At 57.8% G+C, this 21,692-nt stretch carries 20 protein-coding genes; 15 read left to right on the top strand and 5 right to left on the bottom strand.

Annotation, left to right across the window (positions count from 1 at the left end):
* The 4 genes from AFK67_RS16745 to AFK67_RS16730 all read left to right on the top strand — a co-directional run bounded on the left by AFK67_RS16745 (position 1) and on the right by AFK67_RS16730 (position 3,082).
* Positions 1 to 1,428, top strand: coding sequence for a glycoside hydrolase family 1 protein (locus AFK67_RS16745; protein WP_038884453.1), 1,428 nt, complete (start codon positions 1 to 3; stop codon positions 1,426 to 1,428).
* A 10-nt stretch (positions 1,429 to 1,438) separates the two neighbouring features.
* Complete coding sequence (locus AFK67_RS16740) at positions 1,439 to 1,756, top strand: PTS sugar transporter subunit IIB (RefSeq protein WP_007724389.1); 318 nt, start codon at positions 1,439 to 1,441, stop codon at positions 1,754 to 1,756.
* Positions 1,757 to 1,817: 61 nt separating this feature from the next.
* The gene (locus AFK67_RS16735) at positions 1,818 to 2,591 is read left to right on the top strand and encodes an FCD domain-containing protein (protein ID WP_007724392.1); all 774 of its coding nucleotides are present in this window, start codon (positions 1,818 to 1,820) and stop codon (positions 2,589 to 2,591) included.
* Positions 2,588 to 3,082 carry a GNAT family N-acetyltransferase gene (locus tag AFK67_RS16730; RefSeq protein WP_007724396.1) on the top strand — a complete coding sequence of 165 codons (495 nt, stop codon included), beginning with the start codon at positions 2,588 to 2,590 and terminating at the stop codon, positions 3,080 to 3,082. The genes AFK67_RS16735 and AFK67_RS16730 overlap by 4 nt, the downstream gene beginning before the upstream one ends.
* On the opposite strand, the gene galR is transcribed toward AFK67_RS16730, so the two are convergent.
* Positions 3,043 to 4,059, bottom strand: a complete 1,017-nt coding sequence (galR, locus tag AFK67_RS16725; RefSeq protein ID WP_007724399.1) for an HTH-type transcriptional regulator GalR — start codon at positions 4,057 to 4,059, stop codon at positions 3,043 to 3,045. The two genes, AFK67_RS16730 and galR, sit on opposite strands and share 40 nt — an antisense overlap.
* Before the next feature lie 494 nt (positions 4,060 to 4,553).
* On the opposite strand from galR, the gene aas reads away from it, so the two are divergent.
* Both aas and lplT read left to right on the top strand, forming a co-directional pair.
* Positions 4,554 to 6,713, top strand: coding sequence for a bifunctional acyl-ACP--phospholipid O-acyltransferase/long-chain-fatty-acid--ACP ligase (gene aas, locus AFK67_RS16720; protein WP_007724405.1), 2,160 nt, complete (start codon positions 4,554 to 4,556; stop codon positions 6,711 to 6,713).
* On the top strand, positions 6,706 to 7,899 hold the full coding sequence (lplT, locus tag AFK67_RS16715) for a lysophospholipid transporter LplT (protein ID WP_007724408.1): 1,194 nt from the start codon (positions 6,706 to 6,708) through the stop codon (positions 7,897 to 7,899). The genes aas and lplT overlap by 8 nt, the downstream gene beginning before the upstream one ends.
* Before the next feature lie 47 nt (positions 7,900 to 7,946).
* Here the strand turns inward: lplT and AFK67_RS16710 are convergent, their stop codons facing one another.
* From AFK67_RS16710 to mutH, 4 genes are all read right to left on the bottom strand, one after another.
* Positions 7,947 to 8,987: an NADP(H)-dependent aldo-keto reductase gene (locus AFK67_RS16710; RefSeq protein WP_007724411.1), complete on the bottom strand. Its 1,041-nt coding sequence runs from the start codon at positions 8,985 to 8,987 to the stop codon at positions 7,947 to 7,949.
* Positions 8,988 to 9,123: 136 nt separating this feature from the next.
* Positions 9,124 to 9,342, bottom strand: a complete 219-nt coding sequence (locus AFK67_RS16705) for a YgdI/YgdR family lipoprotein (RefSeq protein WP_004385948.1) — start codon at positions 9,340 to 9,342, stop codon at positions 9,124 to 9,126.
* Positions 9,343 to 9,470: 128 nt separating this feature from the next.
* A complete protein-coding gene (locus AFK67_RS16700; protein WP_007724415.1) occupies positions 9,471 to 10,184 on the bottom strand; it encodes a TerC family protein in 714 nt (237 codons plus the stop codon).
* A 77-nt stretch (positions 10,185 to 10,261) separates the two neighbouring features.
* On the bottom strand, positions 10,262 to 10,948 hold the full coding sequence (gene mutH / locus AFK67_RS16695; RefSeq protein WP_038884449.1) for a DNA mismatch repair endonuclease MutH: 687 nt from the start codon (positions 10,946 to 10,948) through the stop codon (positions 10,262 to 10,264).
* 683 nt (positions 10,949 to 11,631) lie between these two features.
* On the opposite strand from mutH, the gene rppH reads away from it, so the two are divergent.
* From rppH to recC, 9 genes are all read left to right on the top strand, one after another.
* Positions 11,632 to 12,165 carry an RNA pyrophosphohydrolase gene (gene rppH / locus AFK67_RS16690; RefSeq protein ID WP_007724422.1) on the top strand — a complete coding sequence of 178 codons (534 nt, stop codon included), beginning with the start codon at positions 11,632 to 11,634 and terminating at the stop codon, positions 12,163 to 12,165.
* A gap of 12 nt (positions 12,166 to 12,177) precedes the next feature.
* Positions 12,178 to 14,424 (top strand): phosphoenolpyruvate--protein phosphotransferase, encoded by a 2,247-nt coding sequence (gene ptsP / locus AFK67_RS16685; protein ID WP_007724427.1) that lies wholly within the window; start codon positions 12,178 to 12,180, stop codon positions 14,422 to 14,424.
* 161 nt (positions 14,425 to 14,585) lie between these two features.
* Entirely contained in the window at positions 14,586 to 15,461 is an 876-nt protein-coding gene (gene lgt / locus AFK67_RS16680) for a prolipoprotein diacylglyceryl transferase (RefSeq protein WP_007724430.1), read from the top strand.
* 6 nt (positions 15,462 to 15,467) lie between these two features.
* Positions 15,468 to 16,262, top strand: coding sequence for a thymidylate synthase (gene thyA / locus AFK67_RS16675; RefSeq protein ID WP_007724433.1), 795 nt, complete (start codon positions 15,468 to 15,470; stop codon positions 16,260 to 16,262).
* A gap of 179 nt (positions 16,263 to 16,441) precedes the next feature.
* Complete coding sequence (locus AFK67_RS16670; RefSeq protein WP_007724436.1) at positions 16,442 to 16,915, top strand: prepilin peptidase-dependent protein; 474 nt, start codon at positions 16,442 to 16,444, stop codon at positions 16,913 to 16,915.
* Positions 16,906 to 17,469 carry a prepilin peptidase-dependent protein gene (locus tag AFK67_RS16665; protein ID WP_007724439.1) on the top strand — a complete coding sequence of 188 codons (564 nt, stop codon included), beginning with the start codon at positions 16,906 to 16,908 and terminating at the stop codon, positions 17,467 to 17,469. Before AFK67_RS16670 ends, AFK67_RS16665 begins: the two co-directional genes overlap by 10 nt.
* Before the next feature lie 16 nt (positions 17,470 to 17,485).
* On the top strand, positions 17,486 to 17,887 hold the full coding sequence (locus tag AFK67_RS16660; protein WP_007724441.1) for a DUF2509 family protein: 402 nt from the start codon (positions 17,486 to 17,488) through the stop codon (positions 17,885 to 17,887).
* Positions 17,884 to 18,201, top strand: coding sequence for a prepilin-type N-terminal cleavage/methylation domain-containing protein (locus tag AFK67_RS16655; RefSeq protein ID WP_007751988.1), 318 nt, complete (start codon positions 17,884 to 17,886; stop codon positions 18,199 to 18,201). The genes AFK67_RS16660 and AFK67_RS16655 overlap by 4 nt, the downstream gene beginning before the upstream one ends.
* Before the next feature lie 15 nt (positions 18,202 to 18,216).
* On the top strand, positions 18,217 to 21,591 hold the full coding sequence (gene recC / locus AFK67_RS16650) for an exodeoxyribonuclease V subunit gamma (RefSeq protein WP_007724443.1): 3,375 nt from the start codon (positions 18,217 to 18,219) through the stop codon (positions 21,589 to 21,591).
* Positions 21,592 to 21,692 lie beyond the last annotated feature (101 nt).

Raw genomic sequence — 21,692 nt, 5'->3', positions numbered from 1 at the left:
ATGAGCGAAAAAACTCTCGTCATCCCGCCGGATTTCATTCTGGGTGCGGCATCGTCCGCGTGGCAGACCGAAGGATGGAGCGGTAAAAAGCCGGGCCAGGACTCCTGGCTCGATCTCTGGTATCAGAACGATCGCCACGTCTGGCATGACGGCTACGGTCCTGCGGGCGCAACCGATCTTATCAACCGCTACGAGGAAGACGTGGCGCTGATGAAACAGGCGGGGTTGACGCACTACCGCACGTCGATCAACTGGTCGCGCTTCTTCACCGATTATGAAAAAGGTATCGTCGATGAAGAGTACGCGGCGTATTACGACCGCTTCCTGGATGCCATCCGCGCGGCGGGCGTCGAGCCGATGATCTGCCTTGAGCATTACGAGCTGCCAGGCTATCTCTTTGAAACCTACGGTGGCTGGTCGTCCAAAAAGGTGGTCGAACTGTTCGTGCTCTACGCCGAAAAAGTGTTCGAGCGTTACCACCACAAAGTGTCGCGCTGGTTTACCTTCAACGAGCCGATTGTGGTGCAGACCCGCGTTTACCTCGACGCGCTGCGCTGGCCGTATGAGCAGAACACCGCCACCTGGATGCAATGGAACCACCATAAAACGCTCGCCACCGCCAAAGTGGTGCGGCTGTTTCGCGAAAAAGGCTATACGGGCAGCGTGGGCGTGATTCTGAACCCGGAAGTGACCTATCCGCGCTCGCGCGCGCCGCATGATGTCCGCGCCGCGGAAATCTACGATCTCTTCTACAACCGCGTTTTCCTCGACCCGCTCGTCAACGGCGACTATCCGCCCGAGCTGGTGCAACTGCTTGAGAAACACGGCGTGGCGTGGGAGTACAGCGAAGAAGAGCTGGCGATTATCCGCGCCAATACCGTCGATGAGCTTGGCATTAACCTCTATTACCCGCATCGCGTTAAAGCGCCGTCGCGCGCCTGGCATCCGGATACGCCGTTTCATCCGGCGTATTACTACGAGCCCTTTGAGCTGCCGGGGCGGCGGATGAATAAATCGCGCGGCTGGGAAATCTATCCGCGCATCATTTACGACATGGCGATGCGCATTAAAAACGACTACGGCAACCTCCCGTGGTTTGTGGCGGAAAGCGGGATGGGGGTGGAAAACGAAGCGCAGTTTCGCAACGCCGATGGCGTGATTGAAGATGACTACCGCATCGCGTTTATCGGCGAGCATCTGTACCAGACGCTGCTGGCGCGCGAGGCGGGCGCGAACTGTCAGGGCTATATGCTATGGGCGTTTACCGACAATGTCTCGCCGATGAACGCGTTTAAAAACCGCTACGGGCTGGTGGAGATCGATTTACAGCACCAGCGCGCCAGACGCGCGAAAAAATCGCTGCGCTGGTATCAGCGCCTGAGCGCGTCGCGCAGCCTGACGCTCACGATTGATGATGAATGGAAATAAGGAGCTGCCAATGAAACGTATCGTCCTGTGCTGTTCTGCCGGTATGTCCACCTCGCTTGTGGTCACGAAAATGGCAAAAACCGCCGCTGAGCGCGGGCTTGAGCTTAACATCTACGCCATTCCCGAGCAGAACCTGCGCGATGAACTGGATCTGCATGGCCGCGATATCCAGGCGGTGCTGCTGGGGCCGCAGGTGCGCTTTAAGCTTGCGGAAAATAAAAAGCTCACCGACGCGCATGAAATCCCGATCGCGGTCATTGATTCTGTCGCCTATGGCACGCTTAACGGCGCGAAAGTTCTCGATCAGGCGTTATCTCTGGTAATCTAACGCGCCTTTCCGCCGCCAGGCGGTAAGCTATATTGGGTCCATTCAGAGCACAGGTGATCACGTGGAGAAGGCTGTCGTTCCGCCGGAGAAAAAGCAGTATCAGGAGATTGGTGAGGATCTGCGCGCGCAAATTATCCAGGGCCACTACCCGGTCGGCTCCCGTCTTCCGCCGGAGCGCAACATTGCCGAAAAATATGGCGTCAGCCGCACCATCGTGCGCGAGGCGTTGCTGATGCTAGAGCTCCAGGGCACGGTGGATATCCGCCAGGGCTCCGGCGTATATGTGATGCGTATTCCGGCAGAGCATGAAGCCGAAGAGGAGCGTTTTTTCTCAAACGATATCGGCCCGTTTGAAATGCTACAGGCGCGGCAACTTCTGGAGAGTAATATCGCCGCGTTCGCGGCCAAAATGGCGACCAAAGCGGATATCGACAACCTCAAGCGCATTCTGGAGCAGGAGCAGCGCGCCATCGCCATGAATGACACCACCCAGGATAACAACAAACTGTTTCATCTGGTGCTGGCGGGTGCGTCGCAGAACCAGATGCTGCTGGCGACGGTGGAAAGTATCTGGCATCACATGGACAGCAGCCCGCTCTGGCAGCAGCTGCGCGCCCATATCGAAACCCGCGCCCATCGCCTGAAATGGCTTGGCGACTATCAGACTCTGCTGGCGGCGCTGCGCCGCCGCGACGTCATGGGCGCCTGGCAGGCGATGTGGCAGCATCTGGAGAACGTCAAAAACAGCCTGATGGAGCTTTCCGACGCTGACGCGCCCGATTTCGACGGCTATCTCTTCGAGTCGGTGCCGATTTTCCAGGGGAAACTGCAATGAGCGCAGTGCAAAACGTTAACATCGTGCCGTTATATGAGGCTCCGCAGCATGCGGAGCAGGTGACTGACTGGCTGTGGCAGGCGTTCGGCGCGTCAATGCCGCGCGCGTTTTTTGCAAGCATCGTGACGCACAGCCAGCGGCCCGGCCAGCTGCCGCTCACGTTCGTGGCGCTTGAGGGCGAAACGCTGCTCGGCACCGTCGGGCTGTGGCGCTGTGATTTGATAAGCCGTCAGGATCTCTTTCCGTGGCTGGCGGCGCTCTATATCGACGAGGCGCAGCGCGGTAAAGGGCTTGGCGGGGCGTTACAGCGCGCGGTTATCGACTACGCGCGCGATAATGGGTTTCCGGCGCTGTTTCTCTACTCCGCCTGCCGCGATTATTACGAGCGTTTCGGCTGGGCGTATATCGGCGACGGCCTGGACTACCCGGACCAGACCGTGCATCTCTATCGCTATGATTTATCCGATTCCGCCGGTGCCACTACCGAGTGACGGCGTACCAGCGTCGGGGTGAAGAGATTGGTGATTTCCGGCGCCGGGCGATTATCCGCCAGCGCTAACGCCAGCTCCGCCGCCTGCGTCGCCATCGTGACTATCGGATAGCGGATCGTGGTCAACCGCGGACGCACATAGCGCGACACCAGCACATCATCAAACCCAATCAGCGAAATCGTCTGCGGCACCGCAATACCGTTATCGTTCAACACGCCCATCGCGCCCGCCGCCATCGAGTCGTTATAACAGGCCACGGCGGTGAACTGTTTCCCCTGGCCGAGCAGTTCGGTCATCGCCTGTTCGCCGCCGCTTTCATCGGGTTCAGCCCAGGCGACCAGCCGGTCGTTGCACGGCAGGTCGTGCTCGCGCAGCGCGTCGTAATACCCTTGCAGGCGGTCGTCGGCATCGGAAATCGCATGATTCGAGCACAGATAGCCGATGCGCGTGTGGCCCTGCTGTATGAGATGCCGGGTGGCGAGCCACGCGCCGTAGCGGTCGTCGAGCGCCACGCAGCGCGCTTCAAAACCGGGCAGGATGCGGTTAATCAGCACCATGCCGGGGATCTGTTTCATCAGCGGGATAAGATCCGCGTCGGGGATCATTTTGGTATGTACCACCAGCGCCGCGCAGCGGTGGCGGATCAGCTGTTCAATCGCCTGACGCTCTTTCTGCTCGCTATGGTAGCCGTTGCCGATAAGCAGGAAATTGCCGGTGTGGTAGGCCACTTGCTCTACCGCTTTGACCATCGCCCCAAAGAACGGGTCGGAGACATCGCCCACCACGAGGCCGATGGTTTCGGTCGTCTGCTGCGCCAGCGCGCGGGCGTTGGCGTTGGGGTGGTAGTTGAGCTGCTCCATCGCGCTCAGCACCGCCTGACGTGAGGCGTCGCTGGCTTTGGGAGAATCATTAATCACGCGGGAGACCGTGGCGACAGAGACTCCTGCCAGTCGCGCAACATCCTTAATCGTCGCCATTCAATACCTTCAGGGTAAGCGTTTACACAGCATTTAGTGTTACGGAAAAGCGCAGCCACTTCAAGCCGCATGCCGGACGGGCGGGCGATTGCTCACAAAAGCCTGCGCCGCAATGAAAGAGGAAAAGCGCGCGGATGTAACCAGAAAAAGGCAAATAATTTCAGATAAAACCTTTAGTTACACTTTGCGAAGGGCTGTTGCGATTGGTGGCTGGCGGGCAGTGTGGACGGGTTGCTACATTTGAGATCCCAGAGGTATTGATAGGTGAAGTCAGCAACTTAGCTGATCACAACACTTACACCAACCTGCGCGGATGCGCAGGTTTTTTTTTGCCTCTTTTTCGCTCCGCGCGACCCTTTCGCCGCTCCATTCTACCGCTGCCGTGACGCCCGGCGCCTGCCCTGCCAATTTCTCCTGTCGCCCCTGTCCGCCGAGTCGTGTAATCTGCGCTAACTATACTTACCCCCCGCTAAAGGAAAACAAAGGGCGTTGATATGGTTTTAAAATTCTTTCGTTGGCTGTTCCGTTTGCTCTTTCGTATCCAGGTATATGGAGATACCGGGCCGCTGAGTCAGGAGCGCGTACTCATCACGCCAAACCACGTCTCGTTTCTCGACGGCGCGCTGATGGCGCTGTTCCTGCCTGTGCGGCCGGTATTCGCGGTCTATAGCGCTATCAGCGAGCAGTGGTATATGCGCGCGCTGAAGCCGATTATCGACTTCGTCCCGCTCGACCCGACCAAACCGATGTCGGTGAAGCAGCTGGTGCGTCTCGTCGGGCAGGGGCGTCCGGTCGTGATTTTCCCGGAAGGCCGTATCTCCATCAGCGGCTCGCTGATGAAAATCTACGACGGCGCGGGGTTTGTCGCGGCGAAATCGCAGGCGACGGTGATCCCGGTGCGTATCGAAGGCGCGGAGCTGACGTTTTTCAGCCGCCTGAAAGGCCTTGTGAAACGCCGCGTCTTCCCGCGTATCTCTATCCACATTCTGCCGCCGACGTCCATTCCGATGCCCGACGCGCCGAAAGCGCGCGACCGCCGCAAAATGGCGGGCGAGATGCTGCATCAGGTGATGATGGAAGCGCGCATGGCGGCGCGCCCGCGTGAAACGCTGTTTGAGGCGCTCATCAACGCGCAAAAGCGCTACGGCGAGAGCAAAAACTGTCTGGAAGATATCAACTTCAAGCCGGACACCTACCGTAGCCTGATGATGAAAACGCTGTTTGTCGGGCGCATTCTCGATAAATACAGCGCGCCGCGCGAGGCCATCGGTTTAATGCTGCCGAACGCCAGCATCAGCGCCGCGGTGATTTTCGGCGCGGTGATGCGCGGGCGGATCCCGGCGATGATGAACTACACGGCGGGCGTGCAGGGGCTGACCAGCGCCATCACGGCGGCGCAGATCAAAACCATTTTCACCTCGCGCCAGTTCCTGGATAAAGGCAAGCTCTGGCATCTGCCGGAGCAGATAACCTCTGTGCGCTGGGTTTTCCTCGAAGATCTGAAAGGCGAAGTCACGGCGAAGGACAAAGCGTGGATCTTCGCGCATCTGCTGATGCCGCGCCTGGCCCAGGTGGAGCAACAGCCGGAAGACGCGGCGCTGATCCTTTTTACCTCGGGCTCGGAAGGCAACCCGAAAGGCGTGGTGCACAGCCACAAGAGCCTGCTGGCGAACGTCGAGCAGATCCGCACCATCGCGGATTTCACCGCCGACGACAAATTTATGTCGGCGCTGCCGCTGTTCCACTCCTTCGGCCTGACGGTCGGGCTTCTCACGCCGCTGCTGACTGGCGCGGAAGTCTTCCTCTACCCGAGCCCGCTGCATTACCGCGTGGTGCCGGAGCTGGTGTATGACCGCAACTGTACGGTGATTTTCGGCACCTCGACGTTCCTCGGCCACTACGCGCGCTTTGCGCATCCGTATGATTTCCATATGGTGCGCTACGTCGTGGCCGGGGCGGAAAAGCTTCAGGAAAGCACCAAACGCATCTGGCAGGACAAATTCGGCCTGCGCATTCTCGAAGGCTACGGCGTGACCGAGTGCGCGCCGGTGGTGTCCATTAACGTGCCGATGGCGGCGAAACCAGGCACGGTCGGGCGCATTCTGCCCGCGATGGACGCGCGTCTTGTCGAGGTGCCGGGCATTGAGCAAGGCGGACGTTTGCAGCTCAAAGGCCCGAACATCATGAAAGGCTATCTGCGCGTGGAAAACCCTGGCGTGCTGGAAGCGCCGGCGGCGGAAAACGCGCAGGGCGTCAGCGAACCGGGCTGGTACGATACCGGCGATATCGTCGCGTTCGACGAACAGGGTTTCGTACAGATCCAGGGGCGCGCCAAACGCTTTGCGAAAATCGCGGGCGAGATGGTGTCGCTTGAGATGGTCGAAGGCCTGGCGCTGGCCGTCTCGCCGGAGAAAATGCACGCCACCGCCATTAAGCACGACGCCGCGAAAGGTGAAGCGCTGGTGCTCTTTACGACCGATCCTGAGCTGAGCCGCGAAAAACTGGCGCAGCAGGCGCGCAGCAGCGGCGTGCCGGAGCTGGCGGTGCCGCGCGATATCCGCTTCCTCAAACAGCTGCCGTTACTGGGCAGCGGCAAGCCTGATTTCGTGTCGCTGAAGAAAATCGTCGACGAGGAAGAGGCCCACCATGCCTGATTCGCATAGCCACAACGGCTCGCTGTTTTCGCGGGGAATGATGGCGGTGATCGCCGCCCAGTTTCTCTCGGCCTTCGGCGATAACGCGCTGCTGTTTGCCACGCTCGCGCTGCTCAAGCAACAGCTCTACCCGGACTGGAGCCAGCCGGTGCTGCAGATGGTCTTCGTCTGCGCCTATATCCTGCTGGCGCCGTTTGTCGGCCAGGTGGCGGACAGCTTCTCGAAAGGGCGCGTGATGATGGTCGCCAACGGCCTGAAGCTCCTCGGCGCGGCGCTTATCGTTTTTGGCGTCAACCCGTTTGCTGGTTATACGCTGGTGGGCGTCGGCGCGGCGGCGTACTCGCCCGCCAAATACGGCATTCTTGGCGAGATTACGACCGGCGATCGGCTGGTGAAAGCGAACGGGTTGATGGAGTCATCGACCATCGCGGCCATCCTGATTGGCTCGATGGCGGGCGGTATGCTGGCGGACTGGCACGTCGGGGCTGCGCTCGGCGTTTGCGCGCTGGCCTATGCGGGCGCGGTGGCGGCGAACTTCCTTATCCCGGCGCTCGGTGCCGCGCGCCCAGGGCAATCCTGGCGTTTCGGCCCGATGACGCGCAGCTTCTTTAACGCCTGTCGCGAACTGTGGCATAACGACGAAACGCGCTTCTCGCTGGTGGGCACCAGCATGTTCTGGGGCGCGGGGGTGACGCTGCGTTTTCTGCTGGTGTTGTGGGTGCCTGTCGCGCTCGGCATTACGGATAACGCCACGCCGACGTATCTTAACGCGATGGTGGCGGTCGGTATCGTGGTGGGCGCGGGCGCGGCGGCGAAGCTGGTCACGCTTGAGCGCGTATCGCGCTGCATGCCTGCGGGCATTCTGATTGGCGTCGCGGTTATCTTTTTCTCGCTCCAGCAGGCGGCGCTGCCGGCCTATCTGTTGCTGCTGCTGATAGGCTTTTTCGGTGGTTTCTTCGTGGTGCCGCTCAACGCGCTGTTGCAGGAGCGCGGCAAGCGCTCTGTCGGCGCAGGCAATGCGATTGCGGTGCAAAACCTCGGCGAGAACACCGCGATGCTGCTGATGCTGGGCCTCTATTCGCTGGCGGTGAAACTCTCGCTGCCGGTGGTGGGGATTGGCGTCGGCTTTGGCGCGATTTTCGCGCTGGCCATCGCCGGGCTCTGGCTGTGGCGGCGTAAACAGTAAAAAAAAGACCCGCTCAGGCGGGTCTTTTTACTAATGGCGATGACGTCTTACGGCGCCGGATAGGTATAGATCTGATGCACCGCTTCCAGCTCCGCCAACACCTCTTCATTCAGTGTCAGATGCAGACTTTCGACGTTGGTTTTCAGCTGTTCCATTGTCGTCGCGCCGAGCAGCGTACTGGCCACAAAGGCCTGCTGGCGCACGAACGCCAGCGCCATCTGCGCCGGATCCAGCCCGTGTCGTTTCGCCACGTCCACATAAGCGGCGACCGCTTTCTGCGACTGCTCGCTGCTGTAGCGCGTAAAGCGGCTAAAGAGCGTATTGCGCGCGCCAGCGGGTTTCGCGCCGTTCAGGTATTTCCCGGTCAGCGTGCCGAACGCCAGCGCAGAATAGGCCAGCAGCTCCACGCCTTCATACTGGCTCACTTCCGCCAGTCCCACCTCAAAGCTGCGGTTCAGCAGGCTGTACGGATTCTGGATGGTGACGATGCGCGGCAGATCGTGTTTATCCGCCAGGTGCAGGTAGCGCATCACGCCAAACGCGGTTTCGTTGGAGACGCCGATATAGCGGATTTTCCCGGCGCGCTGGAATTCCGCCAGCGCTTCGAGGGTTTCCAGCAGCGTGACGACCGGCGTGCTGTCAGTCCAACTGTAGCCGAGCTTGCCGAAGCAGTTGGTCGGGCGCTGCGGCCAGTGCACCTGATAAAGATCGAGGTAGTCAGTCTGTAAACGTTTCAGGCTGGCGTCGAGCGCGTCGCGGATATTTTTGCGATCCAGCGCCTGGTTAGGCCGGATGCCGCTGTCGCTGTTGCGGCTCGGGCCGCTGACCTTCGAGGCGATAATCAGCTTTTCGCGATTGGCGCGTTTTTTCAGCCAGTTGCCGACATAGGTTTCCGTCAGGCCCTGGGTTTCCGGGCGCGGCGGGACGGGATACATTTCGGCGACATCAATCAGGTTTATGCCCTGGCTTACGGCGTAATCGAGCTGTTCATGGGCGTCGGCTTCGCTGTTTTGTTCACCAAAAGTCATGGTTCCCAGCCCCAGCGTGCTGACTTCAAGTGAGCTATGAGGGATACGGTGATAATGCATAGCCAGCCTACCTTCTGTTGTTCAGTCCGCGTCAGGCCATTCCTGACAAAGGAATATAAACATGGCAGAGGGGAGACAAAAGGAAAAGAGGGAAGGGAGAAAAAACCAAAAGGTCAGCGCGATGCTGACCTTTTATTTAGCGCTCAATGATTTGCGAAACCTGATCGCGGTTAATCTGCATCTCGTTGCCCTGCGGGTCGCGATAGCTCACCAGCCCGGTTTCGTCATCCACCTGCGGTTTACCTTCGGTCAGGATCATACGGCCATCTTTGGTCGCCATGACGTAATCACTGCTACAGCCTGAAACCGCGAAGGCCAATCCGACGGCAGAAATTGCTACAGCCCATTTATTCATTGTTTTTCGCCTCATCAGGAAGGGGTCCACGTAGAGTCTAGTAAAAAACAGCGAGGCGACGCGAAAAAGCGGCAAATTCTTAAAAGCACAGGGGAATAAACAAAAACGCTCCCGAAGGAGCGTCTGTGTTACAGCGGTTTTTTCTTGTTGCGCAGCAGATTGAGGCTTTCCACCGCGATAGAGAAAAACATCGCGAAGTAGATGTAGCCTTTCGGCACGTGAATATCGAAACTTTCCAGCATCAGGGTGAAGCCCACCAGGATCAGGAAGGAGAGCGCCAGCATTTTTACCGAAGGGTGCCGTTCGACAAACTCGCCGATAGGGCGCGCGGCAAACATCATGACGCCTACGGCAATCACTACCGCCGCCATCATGATAAACAGATGATCGGAGAGGCCCACTGCGGTAATGACGGAATCCAGACTGAAGATAATATCCAGCAGCATGATCTGGACGATGGCGCCGAAGAAAGAGTGAACGTTGGTTTTTAGCCCTTCCTCTTCGCCCTCGATCGTTTCGTGGATCTCTTTACTGGCCTTCCAGATGAGGAACAGGCCGCCCAGCAGCAGGATCAGATCCCGCATCGAAATGGCCTGATCGAACACCGTAAACAGCGGATTGGTAAGCCGCACCACCCAGGCGATCGACGCCAGCAGCGCGAGGCGCATGATCATCGCGGCGCCGAGGCCCAGCTTGCGCGCCAGCGCCTGCTGCGATTTCGGCAGCTTCGCCACAACAAGCGAGAGAAAAATAATATTGTCGATCCCCAGTACAATCTCCAGCAGCGTCAGCGTACCGAGCGCCAGCCAGGCATTAGGATCGGTTATCCATGCAAACAACATTCAAAAAGTCCTGCTCAAAGAAACAAAACGCTAATTATATGCGTCTGAGGCAGGCTGTTGACAAAAATTTAAGGTGTTTATAACAAAAAATGACGCGCCAGCAGGGCGGCGGTGAAGTTCTTCTTCAGATAAAAGCCGCGCGGCAACGTCATGATGGGCTCGCCGTGGACGCCGAACGCTGGCGTCAGCGCTTTACTGTTGGCGGCTTTCGGGCGCAGCTGTAGCACTTCGCCGTGGCGGGCAGTAATGCGCTCTACCTGACCTAAAACAATGAGATCCATTAATTCTTCCCAGTCGCGGCGCAGCTGTTCTTCTTCCTGCGCCGACGGGCTCCAGAGCAGCGGCGCGCCGACGCGGCGCTCGCCGAGGGGGATCGCGCGCTCGCCTTCCACCGGCACCCACAGGACGCGCTTAAGCTTATGGCGCACGTGGCTCGTTTCCCACGTCACGCCGGTGTTGCCGGTGAGCGGCGCGACACAGACAAAAGTGGTTTCAAGCGGGCGTCCCTGGCGGTCTACGGGGATCGTTTTCAGTTCCACGCCGATAGCGGCGAAATCCTGTTCCGGTTTGCTGCCTGCGCTGGCACCGAGCCAGCGTTCCAGCAGAACGCCCGTCCAGCCTTTATCGCGCCGCAAATCCGCTGGCGTTTCGAGCCCCGCCAGCGCCGCCAGCTCACCAAGCGTTAGCCCGGCCAGCTGCTGCGCCTGGCCCAGCAGCTGCGCTTCATCTTCGGGCGGCCGGGCGAGGGGAGCGAGAGAAACCATAAAAAACACCTTCTGTTTAAAAAATGAACAGCAAAAAGCCTGCTTGTGGAAAGAGTTTATCTGCTTGTGAGCAAACAAGACAATGCTATGATTTAAAATGATTTTTAACGTTAAGAAAGAAATTTCTCGCGTCGAAAACCGAGGTTGTTCAAATCTGGTCACCGACAATAAACAGGATCTTACACCAGTTTATCCACAGAAAAATGGGATAACTGTGTAAATCCCCCACTACTGTTTCGATTTACAGCCTTGACGACAGGGGAAAACCGTCTTTTTCCGCAAATTGTGTCTAACTTATTGGCATAATCTGTGGATAAAAACGACGCTGGTCGATCTTTCATCAGAGTAAGGATCTCCAGTGTGACGATCGTCACATTGCGCAGTGAGTATCATGCTTTTTTAAATTTAATCTTTTGAATAGCAATACAATTTTATCTATAAGAATTATCCTTGGTTCAGGGTTGTTTTGGGTTTTCCCTGGGTAATAAGCTACTTCTTCACAAAGATATCCACAGAAAAAGTGAATAAAAGCCAGGTTCATCCCTGCTACCTGTTTATAACCCCGCATATTTTTGTGAGTTATTCAAATGTTATTCCTGTTCACACCCGCTAACAGAGTGGTTTACCGTCAATGAGGAGTATGAAACAATCGTTACTATCCAGGTTTATTTTGAGGTAGTCCGGTGATCGATGATGATGGCTACCGCCCGAATGTTGGTATCGTGATCTGTAATCGTCAGGGGCAGGTAATGTGGGCCAGACGTTTTGGTCAGCACTCCTGGCAATTTCCGCAAGGCGGCATTAATCCTGGCGAGTCGGCGGAGCAGGCGATGTACCGCGAGCTTTTCGAAGAGGTCGGCTTACAGCGAAAAGATGTGCGTATCCTTGCCACAACCCGAAACTGGTTACGTTACAAATTACCAAAACGTTTGGTGCGTTGGGACACAAAGCCGGTATGTATCGGCCAGAAACAAAAGTGGTTTCTTCTGCAGTTAATGAGCAACGATGCCGATATCAACATGCAAACCAGCAGTACGCCAGAATTTGACGGCTGGCGGTGGGTGAGCTTCTGGTATCCGGTGCGCCAGGTCGTCTCCTTTAAGCGCGATGTTTATCGTCGGGTCATGAAGGAGTTCGCAAGCGTAGTGATGCCGATGCAGGAGAGCGCGCCACCGCAGCGTAATCCTTCGCCTGCCTGGCGACGTAAAAGAGGTTAAGCCACGCAAATTATGCTCACCCGGTTGCGAGAAATAGTCGAGAAAGTTGCCAGCGCCCCGCGCCTCAACGAGGCGCTGGATATTCTTGTCACGGATATTTGCCTTGCGATGGATACCGAAGTCTGTTCGGTTTATCTCGCCGACCACGACCGGCGTTGCTATTACCTGATGGCGACCCGGGGGCTTAAAAAACCGCGCGGGCGTACCGTCACGCTTGCCTTCGACGAGGGCATCGTCGGGCTGGTCGGTCGCCTCGCCGAGCCGATTAACCTCGCGGACGCGCAAAAACACCCCAGCTTTAAATACATTCCTTCCGTGCGCGAAGAACGCTTTCGCGCCTTTCTCGGCGTGCCGATTATTCAGCGCCGCCAGCTGCTTGGCGTATTAGTCGTCCAGCAGCGCGAGCTGCGTCAGTACGACGAGAGCGAAGAGTCATTCCTGGTAACGCTCGCCACCCAGATGGCGGCCATTCTGTCGCAGTCGCAGCTTACCGCGCTGTTTGGTCAGTACCGCCAGACCCGTATTCGCGCGCTGCCGGCTTCGCCGGGAGTGGCGATAGCCCAGGGCTGGATGGACGCCACGTTGCCGCTCATGGAGCAAGTGTACGAAGCCTCCACGCTCGACACGGGGCTTGAGCGTGAACGTCTCACCACCGCGCTGGAAGAGGCCGCAGGCGAATTTCGTCGCTACAGTAAACGCTTTGCCGCCGGTGCACAGAAAGAGACAGCGGCGATTTTCGATCTCTACTCGCACCTGTTATCGGACGCGCGGCTGCGTCGTGAACTCTACGACGAGGTGGATAAAGGCTCGGTCGCCGAGTGGGCGGTGAAAAAGGTCATTGAGAAATTCGCCGAGCAGTTTGCCGCGCTCAATGATGGTTATCTCAAAGAGCGCGCCGGCGATCTGCGCACGCTCGGGCAGCGCCTGCTGTTCCACCTTGACGATAACATCCAGAGCCCCAACACCTGGCCTGAGCGCTTCGTGCTGGTGGCGGACGAACTTTCCGCGACCACGCTTGCCGAACTGCCGCATGACCGGTTAATGGGCGTCGTGGTACGCGACGGAGCGGCGAACTCCCATGCCGCCATTATGGTGCGCGCGATGGGCATCCCGACCGTCATGGGCGCGGATATCCAGCCTTCGGTGCTGCATCACCGTATGCTGGTGGTGGATGGCTACCGCGGCGAGTTGCTGGTCGACCCGAGCCCGGTATTGTTACATGAATATCAGCGGCTCATCAGCGAAGAGAACGAGCTTAGCCGCCTCGCGGAAGACTACGTCGACCAGCCTGCCTGTCTTAAAAGCGGCGAGCGGGTGCAGGTCATGCTGAATGCGGGCCTGAGCCCGGAGCATGAAGAGAAGCTCGGCAGCCGTATCGACGGGATTGGTCTCTACCGCACTGAAATCCCTTTCATGTTGCAAAGCGGCTTTCCGTCGGAAGAAGAGCAGGTGGCGCAGTATCAGGGCATGTTGCAGATGTTTAACGACAAGCCGGTAACGCTGCGCACGCTGGACGTCGGCGCTGATAAACAGCTGCCTTATATGCCTATAAGCGAAGAAAACCCGTGTCTCGGCTGGCGCGGCATTCGTATTACGCTCGATCAGCCTGAGATCTTTTTGATCCAGGTGCGCGCCATGCTGCGTGCTAACGCGGCGACGGGTAACCTCAGTATTCTGCTGCCGATGATCACCAGCATCGATGAAGTGGACGAAGCGCGTCGGCTCATCGATCGCGCGGGTCGCGAAATGGAAGAGATGCTCGGCTATGAGATCCCCAAACCCCGGCTCGGCGTGATGGTGGAAGTCCCGTCGATGCTCTTTATGCTGCCTCACCTGGCCCGCCGCATTGACTTCATCTCCGTCGGCACCAATGACCTAACCCAGTATCTGCTGGCGGTAGACCGCAACAATACGCGTGTCGCCAGCCTGTATGACAGCCTGCATCCGGCGATGCTGCGCGCGCTGAAGATGATTGCGCTTGAGGCGCAGCGTCTCGGCATTGATCTCTGCCTGTGCGGCGAAATGGCAGGCGACCCGATGTGCGTCGCGCTGCTGGTCGGCATGGGCTATCACCATCTTTCCATGAACGGCCGCTCGGTCGCCCGTGTTAAGTACCTGCTACGCCATATCACCCTGGAAGAAGCCGAGACGCTGAGCGGTCGCAGCCTCGAATCCCAGTCGGCTACCGAAGTGCGCCATCAGGTGGCGGCGTTTATGGAACGTCGCGGCATGGGCGGCTTGATCCGCGGCGGTCTGTAACGCCGCGACAGCGCATGCTCTTACACATCTTTTACAACTTCCTGACCTCGCCCACGCTGGGCTTTATGCTATGATTCGCTGCCTCAGGAGCGTCCGGAAAAGGGCGCAGCATCTCACCCGCTGTCCACTTTCAGCGGGATAACAACAGGTTTTGGTGACAGATGAATAGTGGCTATCTGCATTTTCCCGATTTTGATCCGGTAATTTTCTCGCTTGGGCCGGTTTCGCTTCACTGGTACGGACTGATGTATCTGGTGGGCTTTGTCTTCGCCATGTGGCTCGCCGTTCGTCGCGCGAATCGTCCCGGCAGCGGCTGGACGAAAAACGAAGTTGAAAACCTGCTGTACGCGGGCTTCCTCGGCGTTTTCCTCGGTGGCCGTATCGGTTACGTGCTGTTTTATAACCTGCCGCTGTTCCTTGAAAACCCGCTCTATCTGTTCCGCGTCTGGGATGGCGGGATGTCCTTCCACGGCGGGCTTATCGGCGTTATCTGCGTCATGATCTGGTTTGCGAAGCGTACTAAACGTAACTTCTTCCAGGTTTCCGATTTTATCGCGCCGCTGATCCCGTTTGGGCTTGGCGCGGGCCGCCTGGGCAACTTTATCAACGGTGAACTGTGGGGCCGCGTCGATCCCGGCTTCCCTTACGCCATGCTTTTCCCTGGCTCGCGCAGCGAAGATATCAGCCTGCTGGCCACACATCCGGAATGGCAATCGCTGTTTAATACTTACGGCGTGCTGCCGCGTCACCCGTCGCAGCTTTATGAGCTGTTCCTGGAAGGCATCGTGCTCTTCATCATCCTTAACCTGTTTATCCGCAAGCCGCGCCCGATGGGGGCTGTTTCCGGTCTGTTCCTGATAGGTTATGGCGCTTTCCGCATTATCGTTGAATTTTTCCGTCAGCCGGACGCGCAGTTTACCGGCGAGTGGGTGCAGTACATCAGCATGGGGCAGATTCTCTCCATTCCGATGATTGTCGCAGGCGCAGCCATGATGGTCTGGGCTTATCGCCGCCGCCCACAGCAGCAACTTTCGTGAGATGCCATGAAACAGTACCTTGAACTGATGAACAAAGTGCTCCATGAGGGAGCACAAAAAGATGACCGTACCGGCACCGGTACGCTCTCTATTTTCGGCCACCAGATGCGTTTTAACTTGCAGGAAGGCTTCCCGCTGGTTACCACAAAACGTTGTCATTTACGCTCCATCATCCATGAGCTGCTCTGGTTTCTGAAAGGCGATACCAACATCGCCTATCTACATGAAAACAATGTTACCATCTGGGACGAGTGGGCAGACGAAAACGGCGATCTGGGCCCGGTTTACGGCAAACAGTGGCGTTCATGGGCTGCGCCTGATGGTCGCCATATCGACCAGCTTGAGACAGTGCTGAATCAACTGAAAAACGATCCCGATTCGCGCCGTATTATCGTGTCCGCCTGGAACGTGGGCGAACTGGATAAAATGGCGCTGGCGCCTTGCCACGCGTTTTTCCAGTTCTACGTGGCGAATGGCAAGCTCTCCTGCCAGCTTTATCAGCGCTCCTGCGACGTCTTCCTCGGCCTGCCTTTCAACATCGCCAGCTATGCGCTTCTGGTGCACATGATGGCGCAGCAGTGCGATCTTGAACCCGGCGATTTCGTCTGGACGGGCGGGGATACGCACCTCTACAGCAACCATCTGGAGCAGGCGCGTCTGCAACTTACCCGTGAGCCGCGTCCGCTGCCGAAGCTGGTTATCAAGCGTAAACCGGAATCGCTCTTTGACTACCGATTCGAGGATTTCGAACTGGAAGGCTATGATCCTCATCCGGCTATCAAAGCGCCTGTCGCGATCTAACGCTACCCTGCCATAACCGACGCCAGCGCGCGTCGGTTTTTTTATCCCTGTTGTCGATTTTTCGGCACATCTTCCGCCGCTTTTGCAACCCCGTGCAATATGGCGAATTTCTTTCGAGACGTCTTCCGGTTCTGTTTATCAATGCTGGTCACTATTAACCGTGGTGGCACACTTGCGCCATGAACAGAAAACAGCAGGGCTACAGCCTCATTGAAGTCATGGTGGTGCTGGTCATCGTTATCAGCATGAGCGCGGCGGGCGTTTACGGCTGGCAGCGCTGGCAACAGCAGCAGCGCTTATGGCAGACCGCACAGCAAACGCGTGATTTCCTTGAACAGCTCAGGGAGGATGCTAACTGGCGTAACGTAGACTACAAGCTCTGGTTGCAGCGCGAGCCGCAGGGCTGGTGTCTCGGGACGCAGGCAAGTGGAGAGCAAACGTGCCGCAAGGGTACAAAAAATCAGTTCTCGCCTCCCTGGCCGGAGGTGGACATCAGCGAGATGACGCCGGGGCTGGCTTTTTTTGGCTTACGGAATACGGCCTGGCCCGGTCATCTCATTTTGCGTAATGGTGCGGGCGAATGGCGGATCATTATTTCTGTCTGGGGACGTATCCGGTTGTGTGAGCCGGGCGAGGGAACGTCATGCATCTGAACGAGAAAGGGTTTTCGCTGCTTGAGATGCTCATTGCTCTTGGGATCAGCAGCGTGCTGCTAACCGGCGCCGCCAGACTGTTACCGGCGCTGCAGCTCGGCGTATTGCGCCAGGCCCAGCAAACGCTTTTGCAGGAAGAGCTCTGGCAGCTGGCTTTTACGGTGGGTAAACAGATACAGCGGGCCGGTTATTGTAACGGCACCTGCCAGGGCAATGCGCTGCAACTTAACAGCGACGGCACCTGTTTACTGGTGCAGTGGGATGCTAACAGTAACGGCCGTTTTGAAGGTGCCCCTTCAACTGACGCAGAGCAGACCGGATACCGCCTGCGTGAAGGCAGTCTGGAAACGCAGCGCGGCGCGGCCTCTTGCGAAGGTAAAGGATGGGAGAAAATGACTAATCCCGCCATGGTGCGAATCGATAGGTTTCAGGTGCAGGAAAAACGCCGGCCCGGTTACGCGCCGCTGTTTTTAGTGAAATTAAGGGCAACGGTGCTGCGCTATCACGGCGAGTCGGTATTGGTTGAGCATAGCGTTAGCGGATTTAACCTCTGAATGCAGGGAGACAAGGATGTCCACCATTTCTATGGTTCTGGCTTTTCTGCTGTTGGGCAGCCTCCTGCTGGGTGGATTGCAGCAGCAGCTCGATAGCCGTTTTGGCCGGGCAGCAAACGAAAGCGCAGCAATCAAAGCGTTCAATGCTTCGCTCTCGGCCCAGGCGCTGTCGCAGTACCGGCGCTGGCAATTCACGCCGCAGTGGCAATGTCAGCCGTTGCCTGAAGTGGGCGGCAGGGCCTGCGTCAGGCAGACAGAAACGCACGTGTTGGTCGCGTCACAGGGGGCGCAGGAGAGTGCTGTACCCATCACGCTCTGGCGCTGGGCGCAGGCCGACGGAGAGACGCTGCGCTTTATACCGCGTGGCTGGAGCGATTTTTGTCCGCTGGCAGAGATTAAACAATGCCAGCTGCCATGAAGCCATCCCGCCAGGCCGGGTTTAGCCTGCCGGAAGTTCTGGTTTCGCTGGTTCTGTTTATCATCGTCATCGGCGCGTTAACCGGTTACTACCAGACGCTGGCGCAGGGGTTCCTTTACCAGTGGCACTATCGGCAGCTCTGGCGTTTTGCGAGCCAGCAGGCAGAAATTAGCCCGCCGCCCCTGGCGGAGGGCTGGAAAGCGACGCGGGTGGAGACTTCCGTAGCGGGATGTGTCAGCATTTCGGTTATTGTGTCGAGCCCTGGGGGCAGGCAAGGGCAGCTCAGGCGTTTACATTGCCCTACTGAAAAGTAGTAGTCAGGAGTCACTATGTTACGGGTTTATCACTCCAACCGGCTTGATGTGTTGGAGGCGATCATGGAGTTCATTGTTGAACAACAGCCGCTTCCCGATCCTTTCGAGCCCGAAATCGTCCTGGTGCAGAGCACCGGCATGGCGCAGTGGTTGCAGATGAGCCTGGCACAGAAATTCGGCATCGCCGCGAATATTGAGTTTCCGCTTCCGGCAAGTTTCATCTGGGACATGTTCGTTCGCGTATTGCGTGATATTCCGCAGGAAAGCGCCTTTACCAAGCAAAATATGAGCTGGAAGCTGATGAAGCTGCTGCCGGGCATGCTCGCATCGCCAGATTTCGACATGCTGCGTCACTACCTTCACGATGACGAAGACAAGCGTAAGCTCTTCCAGCTCGCTTCACGCGTGGCCGATCTCTACGATCAATATCTGGTGTATCGCCCGGAATGGCTGACGCGGTGGGAAGCGGGTGATATGGTCGATGGTCTCGGCGAGCCGCAGCGCTGGCAGGCGCCGCTCTGGCAGGCATTGGTGCAGCATACCGCAGCGTTGGGGCAGCCGCAGTGGCATCGCGCCAACCTGTATCAGCGTTTTATTAATACGCTTGAAAACGCGCAATCCTGCCCGGAAGGGCTTCCCGCGCGCGTGTTCATCTGCGGCATTTCGGCGCTACCGCCGGTTTATTTACAGGCGCTACAGGCGTTGGGCAAACATATCGATGTCCACCTGCTCTTCACAAACCCGTGCCGTTATTACTGGGGCGACATTCAGGATCCCGCCTTCCTCGCGCGCCTGTTAAGCCGCCAGCGTAAGCTGCATGCGCGGGAAGGCACCGCGCCGCTTTTCAAAAATAGCGAAGCGGCGCCCGCCTTGTTTAATGAAGAAGGCGAACAGGAGGTAGGGAACCCGCTGTTAGCCTCCTGGGGCAAGCTGGGCCGCGATTATACCTATCTGCTTTCCGGCCTTGAGCGGTTCGAAGAGATGGATGTGTTTGTTGATATCGAACCCGACAATCTGCTGCACAGCCTGCAATTTGATCTGCTGGAGCTGCGCAATCAGGCGCTGGCGGGCGTGACGCTCGAAGAGTTTGAGCGCAGCGACGCAAAACGCTGTCTCCATCCAGAAGATCGCAGCATTACCGTGCATGTTTGCCACAGCCCGCAGCGGGAAGTCGAAATCCTGCACGATCAGCTGTTGCAAATGCTGGAGGCGGATCCGCAGCTCACGCCGCGCGACATCATCGTGATGGTCGCGGATATCGACAGCTACAGCCCTTTTATCCAGGCCGTCTTTGGCAGCGCAAGCCAGGAGCGCTATCTGCCATTCGCCATTTCAGATCGCCGCGCCCGCCAGGCGCACCCGGCGCTGCAGGCGTTTATTACGCTGCTCTCACTGCCTGACAGCCGCTTTGTATCGGAAGACGTACTGGCATTGCTTGAAGTGCCGTCGCTCTCCGCCCGCTTTAATATCAGCGAAGAAGGGCTGCGTTTCCTGCGCCAGTGGGTCAATGAATCCGGGGTGCGTTGGGGTATGGATGACGACAACGTGCGTGAACTGGAACTGCCTGCGACGGGCCAGCACACCTGGCAGTTCGGTCTTACTCGTATGCTGCTGGGCTATGCCATGGAAAGCCATCTTGGCGAATGGCAATCGGTACTGCCCTATGATGAATCCAGCGGGCTGATTGCCGAGCTGGTCGGCCACCTTGCCGAACTTTTGATGCAGCTTAATCTCTGGCGCAAGGGGCTCTCGCAGGCGCGGCCGCTGGCCGAGTGGCTGCCGGTTTGCCGCGAGATGCTGGACAGCTTTTTCGCGCCGGATGCCGAAACCGAAGCCGCGCTGGCGCTTATTGAGCAGCAGTGGCAGGCCATAATCGAACAGGGCATTGGCGCGCACTATGAAGACGAGGTGCCGCTTAATTTACTGCGCGACGAGCTTTCGAAAATGCTCGATCAGGAACGCATCAGCCAGCGTTTTCTCGCCGGGCCGGTCAACTTCTGCACCCTGATGCCGATGCGGTCTATTCCGTTCAAAGTGGTGTGCCTGCTCGGGATGAACGACGGCGTTTATCCGCGGGCACTCGCACCGTTAGGGTTTGATCTGATGAGCCAGAAGCCGCAGCGCGGGGATCGCAGCCGACGTGACGACGACCGCTATCTCTTCCTTGAGGCGCTGATCTCCGCCCAGCAGCAGCTTTATATCAGCTACATTGGGCGCTCCATTCAGGATAACAGCGAGAAGTACCCATCGGTGCTGGTGCAGGAGCTGGTGGATTACCTGGCCCAGAGCCATTATCTGCCAGGCGACGAGTCGCTTAACTGCGACGACAGCGCGCAAAAGGTGAAAGCCCACCTGATGCGGCTCTACCCCCGCACGCCTTTCGATGCGGAAAACTTTCAGCCTGCCAGAGAGATCCAGAGTTACGCACGCGAGTGGCTGCCTGCCGCCAGCGAGCAGGGCGAAGCGCACCCGGAATTTATCAAACCGCTGGAGCCAATTACGCTGGAAGAGCTGCCGTTTGAGCAGTTTCAACGTTTCTGGCGTCACCCGGTACGGGCGTTTTTCCAGCTACGGCTGAAGGTCAATTTCCGCACGGAAGAAAGCGAACTCCCGGATGCCGAGCCTTTTACGCTTGATAGTCTGGGACGCTATCACATGAACCAGCAACTGCTGAACACGCTGGTGGAGCAGAAGGACCCCGAAGCGCTCTACCGGCGCTACCGGGCGGCAGGAGAACTCCCCTATGGCGCCTTCGGCGAACTGTTCTGGGAAAGCCAGTTACAGGAGATGCAGGTACTGGCGGATCGGGTGCTTGCCGAGCGCCATAGCGGTGAAAGCCGGGAGATAGCGCTTGAGCTTGGCAACGTAGAAATGACCGGCTGGCTGCAACATGTGCAGCCGGATGGCCTGTTGCGCTGGCGTCCTTCTCTGCTGCGCGTTGAACACGGAATGCAACTTTGGCTTGAGCATCTGGTCTACTGTGCCTGCGGAGGCGAAGGAACCAGCCGGCTTTATGGTCGAAAAGACAGCTGCTGGCGTTTTCCACCGGTGCCGCGCGAGCAGGCGGAACATTACCTGTGCGAACTCATCGCAGGCTTCCAGCAGGGGATGCGCGAGCCCCTGATTCTTTTGCCCCAGAGCGGAGGCGAGTGGCTAAAAGCCTGTTACGACGTGAAAAACGACGCCATTTTGTGGGATGAAGAAACCCAGCAGAAGGCGCGCAATAAGCTGATTCAGGCCTGGACGGGCAACCAGATGGTGGAAGGTGAGGGCACGGATATCTGGTATCAGCGTCTGTGGCGCAACCTTGAGCCTGAGTATTACGAGGCCATTATCCATGAAGCCCAGCGTTACCTGTTGCCGCTGTTTCGCCATCACCAGCCCGGTTAAACCTGGCTCAGGCTACCAGCGCACTACCCCACAGAAGGGTTGTAGCCGCACGCTGCCTTGTTAATGATGAATAGCATAAGTAGTAAATGAGAGGTTTATAG

This window comes from Cronobacter dublinensis subsp. dublinensis LMG 23823, assembly GCF_001277235.1.
In the GTDB taxonomy this organism is placed as follows: Bacteria; Pseudomonadota; Gammaproteobacteria; order Enterobacterales; family Enterobacteriaceae; genus Cronobacter; species Cronobacter dublinensis.
Note: the sequence above shows the minus strand (reverse complement) of the source record. Positions and strands in the feature narration are given on the sequence as shown.

Excerpts from the sequence above, each read along its gene's own strand:
- AFK67_RS16745 (WP_038884453.1), top strand. The coding sequence starts at position 1 with ATGAGCGAAAAAACTCTCGTCATCCCGCCGGATTTCATTCTGGGTGCG.
- AFK67_RS16740 (WP_007724389.1), top strand. The coding sequence starts at position 1,439 with ATGAAACGTATCGTCCTGTGCTGTTCTGCCGGTATGTCCACCTCGCTT.
- AFK67_RS16730 (WP_007724396.1), top strand. The coding sequence starts at position 2,588 with ATGAGCGCAGTGCAAAACGTTAACATCGTGCCGTTATATGAGGCTCCG.
- galR (WP_007724399.1), bottom strand. The coding sequence starts at position 4,059 with ATGGCGACGATTAAGGATGTTGCGCGACTGGCAGGAGTCTCTGTCGCC.
- aas (WP_007724405.1), top strand. The coding sequence starts at position 4,554 with ATGGTTTTAAAATTCTTTCGTTGGCTGTTCCGTTTGCTCTTTCGTATC.
- lplT (WP_007724408.1), top strand. The coding sequence starts at position 6,706 with ATGCCTGATTCGCATAGCCACAACGGCTCGCTGTTTTCGCGGGGAATG.
- AFK67_RS16710 (WP_007724411.1), bottom strand. The coding sequence starts at position 8,987 with ATGCATTATCACCGTATCCCTCATAGCTCACTTGAAGTCAGCACGCTG.
- AFK67_RS16705 (WP_004385948.1), bottom strand. The coding sequence starts at position 9,342 with ATGAATAAATGGGCTGTAGCAATTTCTGCCGTCGGATTGGCCTTCGCG.
- AFK67_RS16700 (WP_007724415.1), bottom strand. The coding sequence starts at position 10,184 with ATGTTGTTTGCATGGATAACCGATCCTAATGCCTGGCTGGCGCTCGGT.
- mutH (WP_038884449.1), bottom strand. The coding sequence starts at position 10,948 with ATGGTTTCTCTCGCTCCCCTCGCCCGGCCGCCCGAAGATGAAGCGCAG.
- ptsP (WP_007724427.1), top strand. The coding sequence starts at position 12,178 with ATGCTCACCCGGTTGCGAGAAATAGTCGAGAAAGTTGCCAGCGCCCCG.
- lgt (WP_007724430.1), top strand. The coding sequence starts at position 14,586 with ATGAATAGTGGCTATCTGCATTTTCCCGATTTTGATCCGGTAATTTTC.
- thyA (WP_007724433.1), top strand. The coding sequence starts at position 15,468 with ATGAAACAGTACCTTGAACTGATGAACAAAGTGCTCCATGAGGGAGCA.
- AFK67_RS16670 (WP_007724436.1), top strand. The coding sequence starts at position 16,442 with ATGAACAGAAAACAGCAGGGCTACAGCCTCATTGAAGTCATGGTGGTG.
- AFK67_RS16665 (WP_007724439.1), top strand. The coding sequence starts at position 16,906 with ATGCATCTGAACGAGAAAGGGTTTTCGCTGCTTGAGATGCTCATTGCT.
- AFK67_RS16660 (WP_007724441.1), top strand. The coding sequence starts at position 17,486 with ATGTCCACCATTTCTATGGTTCTGGCTTTTCTGCTGTTGGGCAGCCTC.
- AFK67_RS16655 (WP_007751988.1), top strand. The coding sequence starts at position 17,884 with ATGAAGCCATCCCGCCAGGCCGGGTTTAGCCTGCCGGAAGTTCTGGTT.
- recC (WP_007724443.1), top strand. The coding sequence starts at position 18,217 with ATGTTACGGGTTTATCACTCCAACCGGCTTGATGTGTTGGAGGCGATC.